The organism is Dyadobacter sp. UC 10, assembly GCF_008369915.1.
Classification (GTDB): domain Bacteria; phylum Bacteroidota; class Bacteroidia; order Cytophagales; family Spirosomataceae; genus Dyadobacter.
On record NZ_VSRN01000001.1, the window covers coordinates 378,935 to 394,438 of the forward strand.

Below are 15,504 nucleotides of genomic sequence, written 5' to 3' on the forward strand. Positions count from 1 at the left end.
AACCGTTTCACGAACCGGATACATTCTTTAACATATCCGACCTTTTCAGCAGAATACCTTGCCAGATGACAGGATTTCGGTGGTTATGTCTAGAAATGGTTACCGATTTTGTAGTCACTTGGGTTTTGTCCGGATATTCTTTTGAAAACCCGTGAGAAATACGAAATACTTCCAAACCCTGTCTCTATGGCAATTTCATACAATGACATACCGGAAGTAAGCATCATAAACTGAGCTCTCTCTACCCGCTTATGCTGAATGTAATTAATGGGCCGCATTCCGGTATGTATTTGAAAAGTCCTCGAGAAATAATCGGCATTTTGGTGGACCCGCTCTGCAAGGTGCTCTATTGTAAGCTCTTTGGCCAGATTTGTCTGGATGTAATTAACAGTGTCCAGTATTTTAGAAGGAATTACTTTGGTCTCGGGAAAATCGAAATGATCCGCCGTGACGAATCGGGACATCATTTGCATTATAATTCCCATCGTTTCCAGATAGGATGAAATCGATGCTTTCCTGTTCATTTCATGATAGGAATGGATCACACTTTCTTTTTCGTAATCCCAGGGATTGTGGGATTTTTTTAAATCGCGTCCAGGATTTAGTTCTATAATTCGCTTCATATTATTCAAATCAGTCGGCTGCGCCTCAATTTTGAACAGCTTCCGATTTGATCCAAACAATGAGAAACCATCTGGGTTTTCCTCGTAAATGTGCATGTAATATTGTTCCAGATACTCGTCGCAATCATAATTGCAAAGCATAAAACTGGGGATCAGATAAATATAACCTTTCTCCAACGTCATGGATGACAGACCATCAGAAATACACCCATGCCCACCCGTGATCAGGTATAATCTGTAAAAAGGGCTGATCACTTTTTTGTAAGACCATTTGGTGTCCAACTTTACGAGATCCGCATTTAAAAGAGAGAATGTAGATTTATAAACTGTTTGTAACATCCGACATCATTCTGTTTCTGGAAAGGAATAGGTTGAATTTTCAAATCGATTATTCACTCGCTCACAATCACCTCATTCACAAACACCCATGCTTTTTCCCCCTTACCCGTGTGCCATCCAGGGATCTTCGACAAAGGCTTGGCCAAGACTTTGATGCAACTCAATTGCTGCGGTTCGAAGGCCGCCTCATAAAACAGATTCTCCGTACCGGCAATATCCTTTGCAGGAATTTCTGGCGTGATCACTTTCAATAGTTTGAGCGACTTCCCGCTGGTACCTCCCCACACTTCGATCCGCGTTGGGGGGAAAATATAACTTCCCAGAGCTCTCAGCATGCTAATGGTTACACGGCCGGCTATGACTGGTTTTTTGAGGAAAAGGTAGCTTTGAAAGTCATTTTGCCTGTAACCAAGCCACGTTCCGCCTGCCCGTTCAGTATCCCCCACTTTTCCGTCAAAAAGCGAAGCCGCTCCTTTCGCTTTATTACCAGGATCTGCGGGCGTGATCAATTCCGCACTATCAATCGGATAACCTGCTTTAAAAAATACCTTTTTGGCCTCTTTGCTGCCATACCAGCCGGTCCGGAATGCTTTTGCTTTAAGTATGCTGTTCCGGGTAATGGAGATTGGCTTTTCGTAAACAGGCGATTGAAGACTGTCCGGTTCGGAGCCATCTGTGGTATACCTGATAATCGCCCCGGCGATCTGATGCTTCAATGTTATCGTTTCGTCCTTTGCAACGAGCTGGTTTTCGGTTACAATAATGGGCGGATTGAGCGCAAGGATCATTGTATCACTTCGAAAGCCCGTTTCAAAAGCTATCTTCTGTCCCTTTTTCAATGCTTCCAGCTCCTCATTACTCAAGCCTGTGCTCCATATGTATACTTTCTTTAAAGACGGAATGGCTTCCAGCGATTTCACCTGAGCCATTTTAACCGCAGTGCCGCTTAACGACAATTCACGCAGTTTCCCCAGCTTTTGCAACTCGCCCAGCGTTGCCCCGGTGATGTCGGTAAAGTTCAGGATAAGCTTGCGAAGCTCTGGAAATTGTGCCAGTTTCTTTAAATCTCCGTCACTGACCGGCATTTTACTGAAGTCCATCGAAACGATCTGCCCCTTCAATGGCATTAACTCCTCAATATTTTCGCTTTTGAAACTCGTCCTATTGTAAAAATTGACAAATAATGCGGGTGACTCTGCCGATAAAGGTCTGATCAGACGGTAGTTCGTATTCAATTTCTGCACTTCATCTGCATCGGCAGCGCTGAAATCATAATGCTCCTCGGTACGGTCGCCCCCGAGTACTTTTTGACCATATGTATAGACCGGGTTTTGCGGTGATAAGGAGCTCACCAGCTGGTCGAAACGCGATCCGCCTTTCACCCAGGTTGCCAAAAGCACGATTTCATCGTCGGTCAGCTGCACTTTTCCACGCGGGGGCATATGCTTTTTATCCTCCAATGGCAAGTGCAAACTGCTGATCAATAGGCCAAGATCGGCTTTGGTCGTATCCCAAAGTATTCCACCCTTACCTCCTTTGATCAGCAAAGCCTGGGTTTGCATTTGCAATCCACCCTTCGATTTTTCTTCATTATGACATGAGAGGCATTTCTGTTCAAGTACAGGCTTGACCAGGTTGTCGTAAACCCTGGCTTCTGCAAATGCTACTTTGGGAGCGTCCTCAACTGACGGCCCCAGTGGAGAGATCAGAAAATCCTCGCCGTGCGTCAGGTTACCACCCAGGTGGCCCCCGACGGAAATCAGCACCAGGAATAACGCTGCAACTACTTTTGACAATAGCTTAGACGGTTCGAGGTAATTTCGCAATCCATACCAGCCGATACTTATAAGCGAAATTGCGATCCCCAGCCATTTGTGCCATAACAAAGTATCCGATTCGTAACCCTCTTCTCTGGACAAAACAAACCCCGAAAACGCCGCGACCGCAGCGGTAAACATGCCAATAACCAGTAAACTGTCTGCTAACTCCTCATTCCACCGGACAGAATCAGGCTTTTCGACGACTATCACCCACAAGCTGTATAGCATCAGTAGCACCAGCGGAAAGTGCAAAACCAATGGGTGCAGCCGCCCCACCGCCAGCATCCAGAAAGGAACTGTAAAGCGGTCTTCAAAAAACAAGAGAAAAAGGAGTAACCCGTTTAGAAAGAAGGCAAGATTATAAATGAGCCCTTTCCAATCCGATAAATATTTTAGCACCGCGATAGAGGTTTATTAAAAATTAGGCTATGATACCTTTCACCAGTTTGCCAGCCACATCCGTGAGGCGGTAACGTCGTCCCTGGTGTTTGAAAACCAGTTTTTCATGATCCAGGCCAAGCTGGTTTAAAATAGTCGCATGCAAATCGTGAACGTGTACCGGGTCTTTTACCACATTATAACCGAAATCGTCAGTCTCCCCGTAGGTCACTCCGGGTTTAATACCCCCGCCTGCCATCCAGATCGTGAAAGCTCTCGGGTGATGGTCCCTTCCGTAGTTTTCTCTGGTTAGCGTTCCCTGGCAATAGTTGGTCCTGCCAAACTCTCCACCCCAGATCACCAGGGTTTCATCCAGCAACCCGCGTTGTTTCAAATCCGTAACCAATGCGGCAGACGCCTGGTCCACGTCCATAGACTGGGCCCTGATTTCTTTCGGTAAATTCGAATGACCATCCCAGCCCTGGTGATAAAGCTGTACAAACCGTACACCTTGCTCAGACAATTTCCTGGCCAGAAGGCAGTTTGCTGCGTAAGAACCGGGCACAAGGCATTCGGGACCATACATTTTAACAATAGACTCCGGCTCTTTGCTCATATCCGCAATTTCAGGAACAGCAGCCTGCATCCTGTATGCCATTTCATATTGTTGAATTTTAGTAACGATCTCAGGATCTGCATATTCGTTAAAAGTCCCTTCGTTCAATGCCGCTAACTTATCAAGCATTTCACGCCGCTCGGTCCTGTCCATACCGTCCGGATCACCCAGGTATAACACCGGGTTTTCACCGCTGCTGAACTGTACACCCTGATGCACCGAATCCAGGAAACCATTGGTCCACAACTTGGAATACACGCCCTGCCCGTTACCTATTCCTCTGGACAGCAAAACACAAAAAGCAGGCAGGTTCTGATTTTCGCTTCCCAGGCCATAACTCAGCCAGGATCCCATGCTGGGGCGGCTTCCAACCATCGATCCGCTTTGAAAAAAAGTAAGCGCCGGATCATGGTTGATGGCGTCGGTATTCATGGTTTTAATGAAACAAAGATCGTCGACAATCTTTGCTGTATGCGGCATTAGCTCACTTACCCACGCCCCTGATTTTCCATGCTGCGCAAAATTAAAAATAGACCCGGCAAGCGGGAATTTTGCCTGATTAGCCGTCATGCCCGTCAACCTTTGACTCCCTCGCACCGATTCAGGCAGATCCTCGCCAAACATTTTGTTCAGTAAAGGCTTGTTATCGAATAGCTCAAATTGTGACGGAGCGCCATTTTGAAAAAGGTAAATTACCCGTTTCGCTTTGGGGGCAAAATGTGGCAAACCGGAGATGATATCATTAACGGTACTTTCTTCTGTCCCTTTAAACATATCGGGGATCAAAAGAGAACCCAAGGCAGCGCTACCGATTCCCAGACTGAGCTTCGACAAAAAATGCCTGCGATTGGTATTCATTCCAAAATCAAATATCGGCTTCTCCATGTGATTTTTTTAGGCTGTAAGCTTTGAGCTGTAGGCTATATGCCTTAGGCTGTAAGCTTTTATTGTTCCTTAATGACTAATTTAAATTCAAACCTGCATATAGCATAAAGCTTATAGCCTAAAGCATAAAGCAGATTAACTCTTCGTGATCGCTTCTTCCATATTATAGATTGTACTGATGACGCGCATCAATGCGGCGGCCTGATCTTTTTTTACCCCTTTCTCGTGCGCAAATTGACCTACATTCAGCACCTTTTCAGCTTTTTCTTTATTCTTGGAAAATTTCAAAAATTCCGAATCGTAATAGTCCAGGAGGAGCTTAACCTCTTTATCGGTAGGCGCCCTGCATACGATCCGTCGAAATAGCTCCCTTATTTTTTCCTCGGTTGACAGTTGGCGTGGTACCATGCGCTCGGCGAGCACGCGAGACGCTTCAAGCACGGCCGGGTCATTCAGCATAATCAGCGCTTGAAGGGGAGTATTTGTTTTTTGCCTCTTCACTTCACAATGGTCCCTGCTACTGGCGTCGAAGACAATCATTGCCGGCGGGGGCAGGGTTACTTTCACAAAGGTATAAATGCCCCGCCTGTAAAGTTTGCCGGCCGTGTCCTGTACATACTTCGTCAGGTCGCCCCTGCCCGCGGTACTCGACTCCCACAACCCTTTTGGCTGATAGGGCCTTACACTTGCTCCGCCTACCTCAGGATTTAAAAGTCCGCTGCTCGACAAAACAACATCACGTATCATCTCAGCAGGAATCCGATAGCGTGAGCCTCTCGATAAGTAAATATTTTCCGGATCTTTTTCTTTCTTTTCTTCCGTCAATTTTGACGACTGACGGTATGTAGCCGACATGACGATTTGCTTTACAAGTCGCTTTACGTTCCAACCATGATTCATAAAATCAACAGCTAACCAATCCAGTAACGCCGGGTGCGTGGGCAGATCACCCTGCATTCCGAAATCACCTGCGCTTTTGACAATCCCCCTCCCGAAAAATTCCTGCCACATCTGGTTTATAAAAACCCTTGCAGTCAAAGGATTATTCTTGTCAAACATCCATTTGGCCAGCCCCAGGCGGTTTCTCGGGTACCTGGTGGTGTCGTATTTCATGACAGCTTTTAACCCGCTTGCCCGTACAACCTTGCCAGGAGCATCATACACGCCCCGATCCAGTATGTGCGTAGGCCGTAGCGTGTCATTTTCACTCATCACCGAAACCCAGACCGTGCTGGTATCTTTACTGTTGACAAAATTCAAAATACTCTTACGCTCTGCATCCGTAATGGCAAGGGTTGGAACGACTGCTGTCCCTGCCATTATTTTTGCCTGTCCCTTTTCCTTCGAATTATTGAAGAAGGCGAAAAAACTGTAATAGTCTTCATGCGAAATTGGGTCATACTTATGGTCATGGCACTGCGCACATTCCACGGTAAGGCCCATCAGACCGGAGCTGACCGTTTTCGTTTTGTCAAGATTGTATTCAATCCGAAACTCCTCCAGAATGATACCGGCTTCTTCATTATACTTATGGTTTCTGAGAAAAGCGGTAGCCAGGATTTGCTCTTTGGTTGCATTCGGGAGCATGTCCCCGCCTAGTTGCCAGGTCACAAACCTATTGTAAGGCATATTTTCATTGTAAGCATTAATTACCCAATCCCTCCACGGCCACTGTGTTCTTGAATGATCATTCTGATACCCAAACGAATCTCCGTAACGGGCGATATCCATCCACAGCAAAGCCATTTTTTCTCCATATGCCTTTTGGGCAATCAATTCATCTACAATCTTTTCGTAAGACTCCTCGCTGTCTTCCTTTTCAAATTTCTGCTGAAGGGCCAGTGAAGGTGCCAGGCCGGTAAGGTCCAGTGATAACCTTTTGATGAGTTGCTCGCGACCTGCCTGCTCATTTGGCTCAAGCCCATTCTCCTCCATTTTTGCCAGTGTAAAGAAGTCAATCTCATTCCTTGTCCATTCTTCGTCTCCCACATCAGGCAAGGCGCTCTGCTTTGGTGCTTCAAAAGCCCAGTGCTTCTCATATTTGGCACCCTGCTCGATCCACTTGCGCACCAGTCCAATTTCGCTTTCGTTCAACAGCCCGAGATGTGATTCCGGAGTCGGCATCTGATAGGAAGGATCCACCGAAGTAATCCTTTTATATACCTCCGACTGCTCGGGTTTACCAGGGAAAATACCGACGCCTTTGCCCTCTTTCAACTTCGCATAGGCACTCTCTGGATCATCCAGCCGAAGCCCCGCCTCGCGCTTCTGAGAATCCGGCCCATGGCATGCAAAGCATTTATCAGAAAGGATCGGCCGGATATCGAAATTATAGCTCACAGCATCGCTGCCCGACCTGGATTGTAAGGTTCCGTTCTTTTTAAAACACGAAACAGCCAGAAAGGCAGCTACGCCGAAAATGATGGAAAGAAACAAGATTTTTTTCTTCATTTGTCAATTCACTAAATCTGTGTAAACCCCATTAGAGCCATGTTAATATACTACCACTTGTAACGGGCAGCGAAAACCAAACGCTCCACACATCTATTATGCAGACAGATAAATACAACCGCTTGATATAGGACACATTACCAATATAATAGCAATAATTCAATTCGTTCCTATATCCCGTTTACTTTTCCCGCAGACTACCTCACTTACAGTACACAAATTTAATACAAATAAACCCCAGTAAATTAATAGCTGGTTGCCTCTTTTCAATACTATGTTTGCAATCTGATTACCCTGATCATGAGAGAAATCCAGGGATCATGAAGCCGAATCTCGATCCTGGAATGAATGAAACGCGAGCCAGCTGGGAGAATTTAGAAAATTACTCAACCAACAAAGATCGGGTGGGTAAGGAAAGCTTCCGGTCTAATCGGCATTGGCACTTCGTCCGGAACCGCTTTTGACTTCCCAGTTATCCGTACGAAATGGTGCAACGGGTAACCCGTCTTTACTGAAAACATTGGGCATTGCTTCGTTACTGAAAGCAAACCGCACTGCCACCGGCGTCTTTACCTGAGCACTTGACACCACCAGCCTGTCATTTTCTATTTTTACGCTTGCCGGCACAAATACCTGGTCTGCTCCGGCTACATAAAATTCATTCGGCGATTGTCCGTCACTCGTTTTAAAACCGGCAGGGGCATTATCGAAATATAAATTTGCTTTGCTGCCAATTACTTCCATTCTGTTAAAGTACGGGCTCTTATAAGCCTGTACGTTTTGTCCATAGGTTTCCGCCAAAGCGTAGTTCGCAAGTCTAAGACCGACATCCTTTTTGTTTTTGGGATGAATGTCTTTGATGTTGTCTACAAGATCACTGATCACCACCATTCCTGTCTTGGGAACGGTCAGGGTCTTTGCCTGGGCTTCGCGGAGTAATGCGCCGACGTTGGGATTGGGATATGCAAAGGGCGCTATTTCGACGAAGTAAAAAGGAAACTGTTTTTGCCATGCCTCCCGCCAGCTGTTGATCATGGCCGAAAACAGTTTGGTATAAGTTGCTGCGGTGTTTACATTGCCTTCACCCTGGTACCAGATCGCTCCGGCGATAGGAAAATTGGTAATCGGGTGAATCATGCTGTTATAGGCATACCCTGGGTCAACCGGCCAGGCCGCAGTAACGATTTGCTTTCCCGCTGCGGTCAGTAACTCAGGATCGTTGGTAACCAGTCCTTCCGGCGCCCAGACTTCGGCCGGAGTGCCGCCCCAGCTTGAATTGATAATCCCGACCGGGACATTCAACTTCTGCTGAAGCGCTTTGGCAAAAAAATAGCCCACCGCGCTAAATCCTTCCAGCGATGCTGATTCACAAGTTTTCCAGTTGCCTTCGATATTTTCCTGCGGAAATTTTGAAGTCGATTTAGGAACATGAAAAAGCCTCAGATTTGCATTGGCGCTATTGAGCATCTCATCCATGATCTGCTGTACGTTCTGGTAACTGCTCCATTCCATATTGGACTGTCCGGAGCAGACCCAAACCTCCCCGATCAGAATGTTATCCAGTGTAATGACATTGCTGCCTTTCAGCGTGATCACGTATGGGCCTCCCGCCTGCGGCGTTGCAACTTTGATCTTCCACCGGGCATCGCGGTCACCTGTTACCGAATCTGTTTTTGTGTTCCAGGAAGTGGTGATGTAAATCTTTTCACCGGGATCAGCCCAACCCCAAAGAACAGCTTCGGATTTTTGCTGCAACACCATGTTGCTGGCGATGATGTTGGGCAATCGGACAACCGCGAAAGCAGGGCTGGTAAACGTGATGGTTAATACCACAAAGAGAAATGATATTTGTGGTAGCTGACGGTTTGGTCTCATTCAGATCTAAAATTGAGGTTGCTCAGATAATTGGCTTTCAGGAAGAAACTGCCACCATATTGTATAATTTTCTCATTATTTAAAAATAATACCTCATAAAACCGGTTCAAAAATTTCACCCCATTTAAACAGGGAACGCATGAAATCAACAAAGTAGAACAGGGTTGGCCAGGCTAATTCTTCTCGGCCTGATCAGATAGACCAGCGCCCAATGGAAGCGGCTGGTTTGTTATTTTTCTCCAGATAATGCAGCCGCAGAAAGCCAGCCACCAAGGAATTAGTACCCAACTTTGCCTCATAATAAGGATCTTTGGGTTCACGCAGGAAAAGCTTACCACTCCACAACGTCTGAACGCCGATTTCGGCGAGTTTCTTAGCCTTTTCATACATCCTTTCATCACCGAGTATTTCATATGCATCCAGCGAAAATTGAAGGTTACTCGCCAGGCTGTTGACCACAAACTTGTCCGGCCAGGTATGGTCCACCACAATATCCGCCACCCTTTTTACCATGGCCAGGTACGCTTTGTCCCCTGTCACCTTGTAAAAATAGGCCGCAACACTACCAAAGAGTAGCATGTCTGCAACGCCATAACCTGTGGCGATCACAGGGATCATCTCCGTTCCGACCGGTTTACCATCCAGATCCACCAGGGCATGATAGCTGTTTTGTTTAGGATCCCAGGAAAACTTTTCGGCAGCCTTGAACATCACCCCGGCTTTTTCCCTGAAACCGGCGAACGCTGGATTGATGGCAGAAGCTTTCAACAGATAATAACACAATAAGGCCGTCGACGTCAGAGATGAATATCTGCCAGTCGGGCGCGGGTCGTCGATGCAGCTGACGATCAGGTTGGTCTTTGGGTTGCGGTAGTTCCAGTAAAGGTTTCCCGATCCCTCCGCCCACCTTTTCCACTCCGGATTGTGGTTTTTGTCATAAAGGAAGCTGAATGAGTAGGCATACAGACCGGAATGCTTGATCCACGCCTGCCCTCCGTCCTGATATTGTTCCAGGCCACGGTATTCGGGCTTTTCTACCTTGTTCCAGCGCGCGTGGCGGTTGAAAAGAAAGCTCTGGGTGACGGGTGAACGGAAATGTCCGCGTACCCCGGCAATCGCTTTGCGTACGGCTGCCGAATCAATGTTCCAGAGATAGGTCCAGGGCGGTGTATTCTCGATAAATTCGTGCGTAAACATCGTTCCCGGCCGGTCGAGATCGCCCTCCATGATTGTTTCATTGAAGAAATTGTAATACAGATGCTCGCCCCAGCCCAGCAATCCGGTGTAAGGGTTCTGGCAGTATTTGATAAAGTCACGGGTATAGTCCTCGCCGGCCGATTTGTACTTAGGGTCGCCGGTGAGTTGCGTGAGATCATCCAGAATACGGATGGTTTCCACATCATGATAGTAATTGCTTCCGCCAACAGCCCGGTCCGATTCACGTGTGCCTTCGGTTGGAGGTACCTTGGATTTGGGCACGCTCATATCACGCGAATCGATCACGGACGCCAGCATATGCGACTTTTTTGTACCATACACGTCTTTCCCGTAGGTGATCAGGTTGTCACAATGCGTTTTGACATAAAACAGGTAGTCCTTTTGCTGTGAGAAGCTCAATACCGGTGTTAATACGAGGGATATTAACAAGACCCCAGCAAGAAAGAAAGCTGGGGTCGAAGGAAAGCGTGACACTATTTTTTTCGTTTGATTCATTGTTCCCGGACTATTGTTTATCCCACCAAACCCTTGTTTTGAAATCGTCTGTGCCCTGACGCGCCACAGCGGCATTGTAGTTATCAGCATTTAATACCGGCTCGTCTTCTGGGTAGCGTAATCTGCGGGGGTAAGTCCCGTCGGTTTCATTGCTCGGATAATTGATGGGCGTCAGCTTGGGATAGCCGGAGCGGCGCACATTGGCGTAGGCTTCCAGGCCATTCATGAAACAGGCCGCCCAATATTGGGTATTGATCTGTTCGTATGCTTTTTCTTTGTCAGCAATGCCTACGAAAGGATTAGCTGCCAGATAGGCATTGATTTCGGCATCCGTAATCACCGCGGACGCGTCATATTTGGCAACGTTTTTCATCGCTCCGGCAACGCCCTCTTTATAAAGCGCGGCAGCATCTCCGCTGATCCAGCCCCTGACCACCGCTTCCGCCAGCATCAACTGGACTTCGCCGTAAGTAAGGCACATTCTGGGGCCGTCGAGTTTTGCGTAAACATCCCGGTTAATGCCCGAATACTGGTGTTGGTCTTTGGTATTATCCCAGCTCGCATTTTCTTTGATAGTCACCAGATTGAAACCGTTCGGCATTCCCTTTTGAATAGCGGGATCGGTGTTTTTGGTCGATGCTTTGGAAGGATCGGAATACACGGCTACCATGTGTTTGAGACGGGGATCGTTACGGCTTTTCATATAGTTGAAAATGGTCGCGCTAACCTTGCCCGGCGACACGCCCGACACGGATAATGTCCAGCTTTCTCCGTTCACGAGGGATTGATTGGCACCCGTTTTGTCCGGAAACCTGACGTACATATTGTCGTCAACAGAGGTGAACACCCCGCCGGCGAACGCCTTCTTTACCCAGGTTTCGGCCGTTGCCGGTTCTATTTTCTGCAACCGCATACCCAGCCGCAGCATCATCGAGTAGCCGAATTTCTTCCACTTCACAACGTCCCCTCCGTAAATAATGTCGGCCGTTACGGGTCCTTTGGAAGCATCAAGCTTTGCCGTTGCATCTTCCAGTTCGCTCAGCATGCTGTAATAAATATCCTTTTGCGTATCGTATTTGGGCTTGTAGTTCTGGGTAGTATAGCCCTGATTTGCTTCTGAATAAGGCACATCTCCGTACAAATCTGTCAGGCGGTGATAAATAACCGTTTTCCAGATCCGCGCCATGTGATGGAGATTGCTTAGTTCCGGTTTGTCCTTCGACAACAGAATAGCATCTTCCAGCAGCTTACTACCCCCATTAATCGCATTGAATGTGTTTTTCCACAAACTCTCGCTCCCTCCCTTATTATACACGTATTTATCACCGAAGAAATCAAATGTCCCGGCATCGCTAAGTGTCGAAAAATGCTGGACGAAAGTCTCGGTATAATGCAGTGAGGCCCCTTCATCGCCTCTCGACGAAAACAGTTGCGCGGAGGTGAACAGGTAGGCGGGGCTGAAGAGCTCGCCGGTAGCCGCATTAGGGTCTTTATTCAGTTCTTCAAAATCGCCGTCGCAGCCGGCCAGGAACACCATGCAGCTCGCAAACATCAGGCTTAATATTTTTTTCATCTTATGATAGATTTGATCCGTTGCCGATTAGAATTTCAGATTCACATTAAAGCCGTAGCTTCTGGTAGGAGGAAGTGCCGTTGATTCGATCCCCTGATCATTACCCGCCGACAAATTCGTTTCGGGGTCGATGCCGGGCGTATGTTTCATCAGGATCTGAAGGTTTCTTCCTACCAATGAAACACTGGCACCTTTGACAAAGCCGATCTTCTCATACACCGTACGTGGCAGATTGTACGTCAGCGATACGTAGCGAAGTTTGATGAAACTGGCATCGTACAGATAGTCGTCCAACGCGTCGCGGCGTCTCACGATAATATCCCGGTTATTGACCTGTGCGGGTGTTACCAGCACTTTGTTTTCTTCACCGGTCTCGGTCACGCCGGGCAGCACCACGCCATTCGCTCTTCCAAGCAGCGACCGTGGCGACATTCCGCGGTGTTCGAGGTTATAATTGGTGTTCGAATAAATCAGGCCTCCGAATTTACCGTCCACCTGGGCTGAAAGCGTCAGGGATTTGTAGCTGAATGTGTTTGTGATACCAGTGGTATATCTTTGAATACCCGAACCGAACGCCTTCACAGTGGTAGGTACGATCGGCAGGCCTTTGGCATCCATCACATCCCGCCCGTTTGCATCGCGCTTAATCGTGCGTCCGACGATCTGTGAATATTCCTCACCTACGATTTGTTTGAGGAAAACCTTGGTTGACGTTCCCAGCAGGAATTCGTTGGTCGAATTGGAGATTTTCAGGATCTTGCTTTTGTTGTAGGCCACATTGAGCGAAACATCCCAGCTAAAATCCTTCTTGGTGACTGGCCGCACGGTAAAGAGCATTTCAACACCCCGGTTGCGGAGCTCTCCCACCGTAACTACGGCGCCATTATATCCGGTAACTGACGAAACGGTTTCGGTAGTAATGTCATTTTTGGTGGACCTGTTGTAAGCAGCGATGTCGAACCCTAGCTTACCGTTGAACAAACGCAGATCCAGACCTGCCTCTAATTCGTTCACGCTCAGTGGACGAAGGTTTTTGTTAGGAACAATGGCCTGGTTGATGGTACCCAGCGGTTTGCCGTCGTAGCTGAAAGGCAATACCCCGTAGGTCAGGTTAAGCTGGTAGGGATCTGTTGCACCACCCACAGAAGCATAGGAAACCCTGAATTTCCCAAAACTGATAGCCTTAGGCATCTCTAACGCGTCTGAAAACACGTAACTGAGGCTGGCCGACGGGTAAAAGTAGTTGTTTGATTCTGGGCTGAGGGTTGAAAACCAGTCATTCCGGCCGGTGACATTCAGGAACAGATAATTTTTGTAGGCCAGCTCGGCGGTACCAAACAAGGAGTTTATCTTGTTGTCCGTAATAGTCGTGGTTGTGTTGCGAACTGATGTATTGTTTATGACCTCCAGGCGGGGCGTGATAATGCCGGAACCGCTGATGTTGGTACCATTGCTGTGTTGCGACATCAGGTTACCACCTGCATTGACCACGAGATTGAAGTTCTTGCTCAGCGCTTTGTTAAGGCCGATCATACCTTCGAAATTTCTTTCATAAAAGTTGGTCTGGATCTGGTCGATCTGCCCGTTTGGGCGGTAGCCCGTACCTTCGGGGACAATTTTATTGATCTGATAGGAAAACATATCCTGCCCCGCTTTTCCCTGCACAAACAGCCAGTCAGTAATGTTCCACCTCGCATTCACTGCCGCGATGAAACGGTCTTTCTGGGTGTTGTTTTTGATCTGATTGAGGGAATAATAAGGGTTGGTAGCGCCCAAATCGGTACCCAGGTTCTTTTCTTTGAATGTAATAGGGTCGTATCCGGGAGACAGCGCACTGGTCGGCATGTTGCTGTTTACAAACAAAATGGTCCCTGCACTGTTACCATTGTTGCTTTCGAGCACATAGCGGTTATTCACCTCTTCATTGATGTAATCCACATTGGCGCTGATGGAGATGTTTTTCGTCGCATTCTGGTTGATGCTCAGGCTGATATTATCCCTACGCATGGTCGCATTGGGTATGATGCCCTTGTTACGCATATCCGTCACGGCAACCCTGAAATTACCTTTGTCGCCGCCACCGGTAAAGGCTATATTATTGGACGACGTATGCCCATTACCGTAAAAATCCTTCAATACCTGATCCTTCACATAGGAGTACGGTCTTTCGACGCCATCCAGCTGCACCACCATCGATCCGTCATAGGGCGCACCCCAGTGATTTTGCCCGTGTGCCGCAGCCACTCCGACACCCGAAGGTTTTACACCATTGTATCCCTGGCCATATTCCTTTTGCAGGTCCCACATAAAAAAAGGCACCTCAATAGTATTATTAGAATTGAATTCGATGCCGATGCCCTTATTGCCCTTGCCCGATTTGGTGGTGATAATAATAGCACCGTTTTTAGCCCGCGACCCGTACAATGCTGCTGCGGCGGCTCCTTTGAGGACGGTCATTTCTTCTACATCATCAGGGTTAATGCTGGATATATTGTCGCCCCAGTCCGGATTGTCGCCCTGGGTTTTCCCGAACTTTGTATTGTTCATAGGCAACCCGTTGATGATAAAAAGCGGGGCATTATCTCCGGAAAGCGAAGTATTCCCCCGGATCGTGATCCGGCTTGATCCTGCCGGCCCGGTTGCGGCCGCGGCGACATTAACACCCGCCACCTTACCGGCCAGGGAGTTGCCGATATTGGTTTCCCTGGTCTTTGTAAAGGTACTTCCGTCTACCTTCGTTACGGAATACCCGACAGACTTTACTTCTTTCTTGATACCCAGGGCAGTTACCACGACTTCGTCCAGCGATTTGGTATCCGTAAGAAGCTTTACTTCCAGCACCGAACTGCTGCCCACCGTCACTTCCTGAGGCTGATATCCCACAAATGAAAACACCAGGACGGTACTGGCGCCCGAGACCTCGATCGTAAAATTTCCCGTCGCGTCGCTGGTTGTACCCTGCTGGGTACCCTTCACCAGAATGTTCACGCCCGGCAGCCCGTCGCCCTTGTCGTCGGTTACCTTTCCTTTCACTGTTTGAAGCAGTACGGGGTTCCCGATATTGCTGTTGATAGCGACTTTGATTTTTGCGGATTCGGGTGGGCCCGCCGCCTGAACGGGGATCGTTATACCTGCCAGGGCAGCCAGCAGGCAGCACCTTTTACAGTAATATTTGAAGCGCGCACCTTGTTCAGGTAAAGTTTTCTGTTCCATGCAATTGACTGGGTTTAA

At 47.8% G+C, this 15,504-nt stretch carries 8 protein-coding genes; all 8 read right to left on the reverse strand.

The features are described from left to right. Window positions 1-89: 89 nt before the first annotated feature. The 8 genes from FXO21_RS01325 to FXO21_RS01360 all read right to left on the reverse strand — a co-directional run bounded on the left by FXO21_RS01325 (window position 90) and on the right by FXO21_RS01360 (window position 15,486). A complete protein-coding gene (locus FXO21_RS01325; protein WP_149638406.1) occupies window positions 90-962 on the reverse strand; it encodes a helix-turn-helix domain-containing protein in 873 nt (290 codons plus the stop codon). A gap of 53 nt (window positions 963-1,015) precedes the next feature. Beyond that, window positions 1,016-3,181 carry a chitobiase/beta-hexosaminidase C-terminal domain-containing protein gene (locus FXO21_RS01330; RefSeq protein ID WP_149638407.1) on the reverse strand — a complete coding sequence of 722 codons (2,166 nt, stop codon included), beginning with the start codon at window positions 3,179-3,181 and terminating at the stop codon, window positions 1,016-1,018. Between the two features lie 22 nt (window positions 3,182-3,203). Continuing rightward, window positions 3,204-4,661, reverse strand: coding sequence for a DUF1501 domain-containing protein (locus FXO21_RS01335; RefSeq protein ID WP_149638408.1), 1,458 nt, complete (start codon window positions 4,659-4,661; stop codon window positions 3,204-3,206). 135 nt (window positions 4,662-4,796) lie between these two features. Further along, window positions 4,797-7,112: a PSD1 and planctomycete cytochrome C domain-containing protein gene (locus tag FXO21_RS01340; RefSeq protein WP_149638409.1), complete on the reverse strand. Its 2,316-nt coding sequence runs from the start codon at window positions 7,110-7,112 to the stop codon at window positions 4,797-4,799. A gap of 426 nt (window positions 7,113-7,538) precedes the next feature. Beyond that, entirely contained in the window at window positions 7,539-8,987 is a 1,449-nt protein-coding gene (locus tag FXO21_RS01345) for a sialate O-acetylesterase (RefSeq protein ID WP_149638410.1), read from the reverse strand. A gap of 192 nt (window positions 8,988-9,179) precedes the next feature. Then, on the reverse strand, window positions 9,180-10,700 hold the full coding sequence (locus tag FXO21_RS01350) for a hypothetical protein (protein WP_192579143.1): 1,521 nt from the start codon (window positions 10,698-10,700) through the stop codon (window positions 9,180-9,182). Window positions 10,701-10,710: 10 nt separating this feature from the next. After that, window positions 10,711-12,273 (reverse strand): SusD/RagB family nutrient-binding outer membrane lipoprotein, encoded by a 1,563-nt coding sequence (locus tag FXO21_RS01355; RefSeq protein WP_149638412.1) that lies wholly within the window; start codon window positions 12,271-12,273, stop codon window positions 10,711-10,713. Window positions 12,274-12,300: 27 nt separating this feature from the next. Next, complete coding sequence (locus FXO21_RS01360) at window positions 12,301-15,486, reverse strand: SusC/RagA family TonB-linked outer membrane protein (protein WP_192579144.1); 3,186 nt, start codon at window positions 15,484-15,486, stop codon at window positions 12,301-12,303. Window positions 15,487-15,504 lie beyond the last annotated feature (18 nt).

Bases quoted from the DNA above. Each gene is read 5' to 3' on its own strand.
- FXO21_RS01325 (WP_149638406.1), bottom strand. From the start codon at position 962: ATGTTACAAACAGTTTATAAATCTACATTCTCTCTTTTAAATGCGGAT.
- FXO21_RS01335 (WP_149638408.1), bottom strand. From the start codon at position 4,661: ATGGAGAAGCCGATATTTGATTTTGGAATGAATACCAATCGCAGGCAT.
- FXO21_RS01340 (WP_149638409.1), bottom strand. From the start codon at position 7,112: ATGAAGAAAAAAATCTTGTTTCTTTCCATCATTTTCGGCGTAGCTGCC.
- FXO21_RS01345 (WP_149638410.1), bottom strand. From the start codon at position 8,987: ATGAGACCAAACCGTCAGCTACCACAAATATCATTTCTCTTTGTGGTA.
- FXO21_RS01350 (WP_192579143.1), bottom strand. From the start codon at position 10,700: ATGAATCAAACGAAAAAAATAGTGTCACGCTTTCCTTCGACCCCAGCT.
- FXO21_RS01355 (WP_149638412.1), bottom strand. From the start codon at position 12,273: ATGAAAAAAATATTAAGCCTGATGTTTGCGAGCTGCATGGTGTTCCTG.
- FXO21_RS01360 (WP_192579144.1), bottom strand. From the start codon at position 15,486: ATGGAACAGAAAACTTTACCTGAACAAGGTGCGCGCTTCAAATATTAC.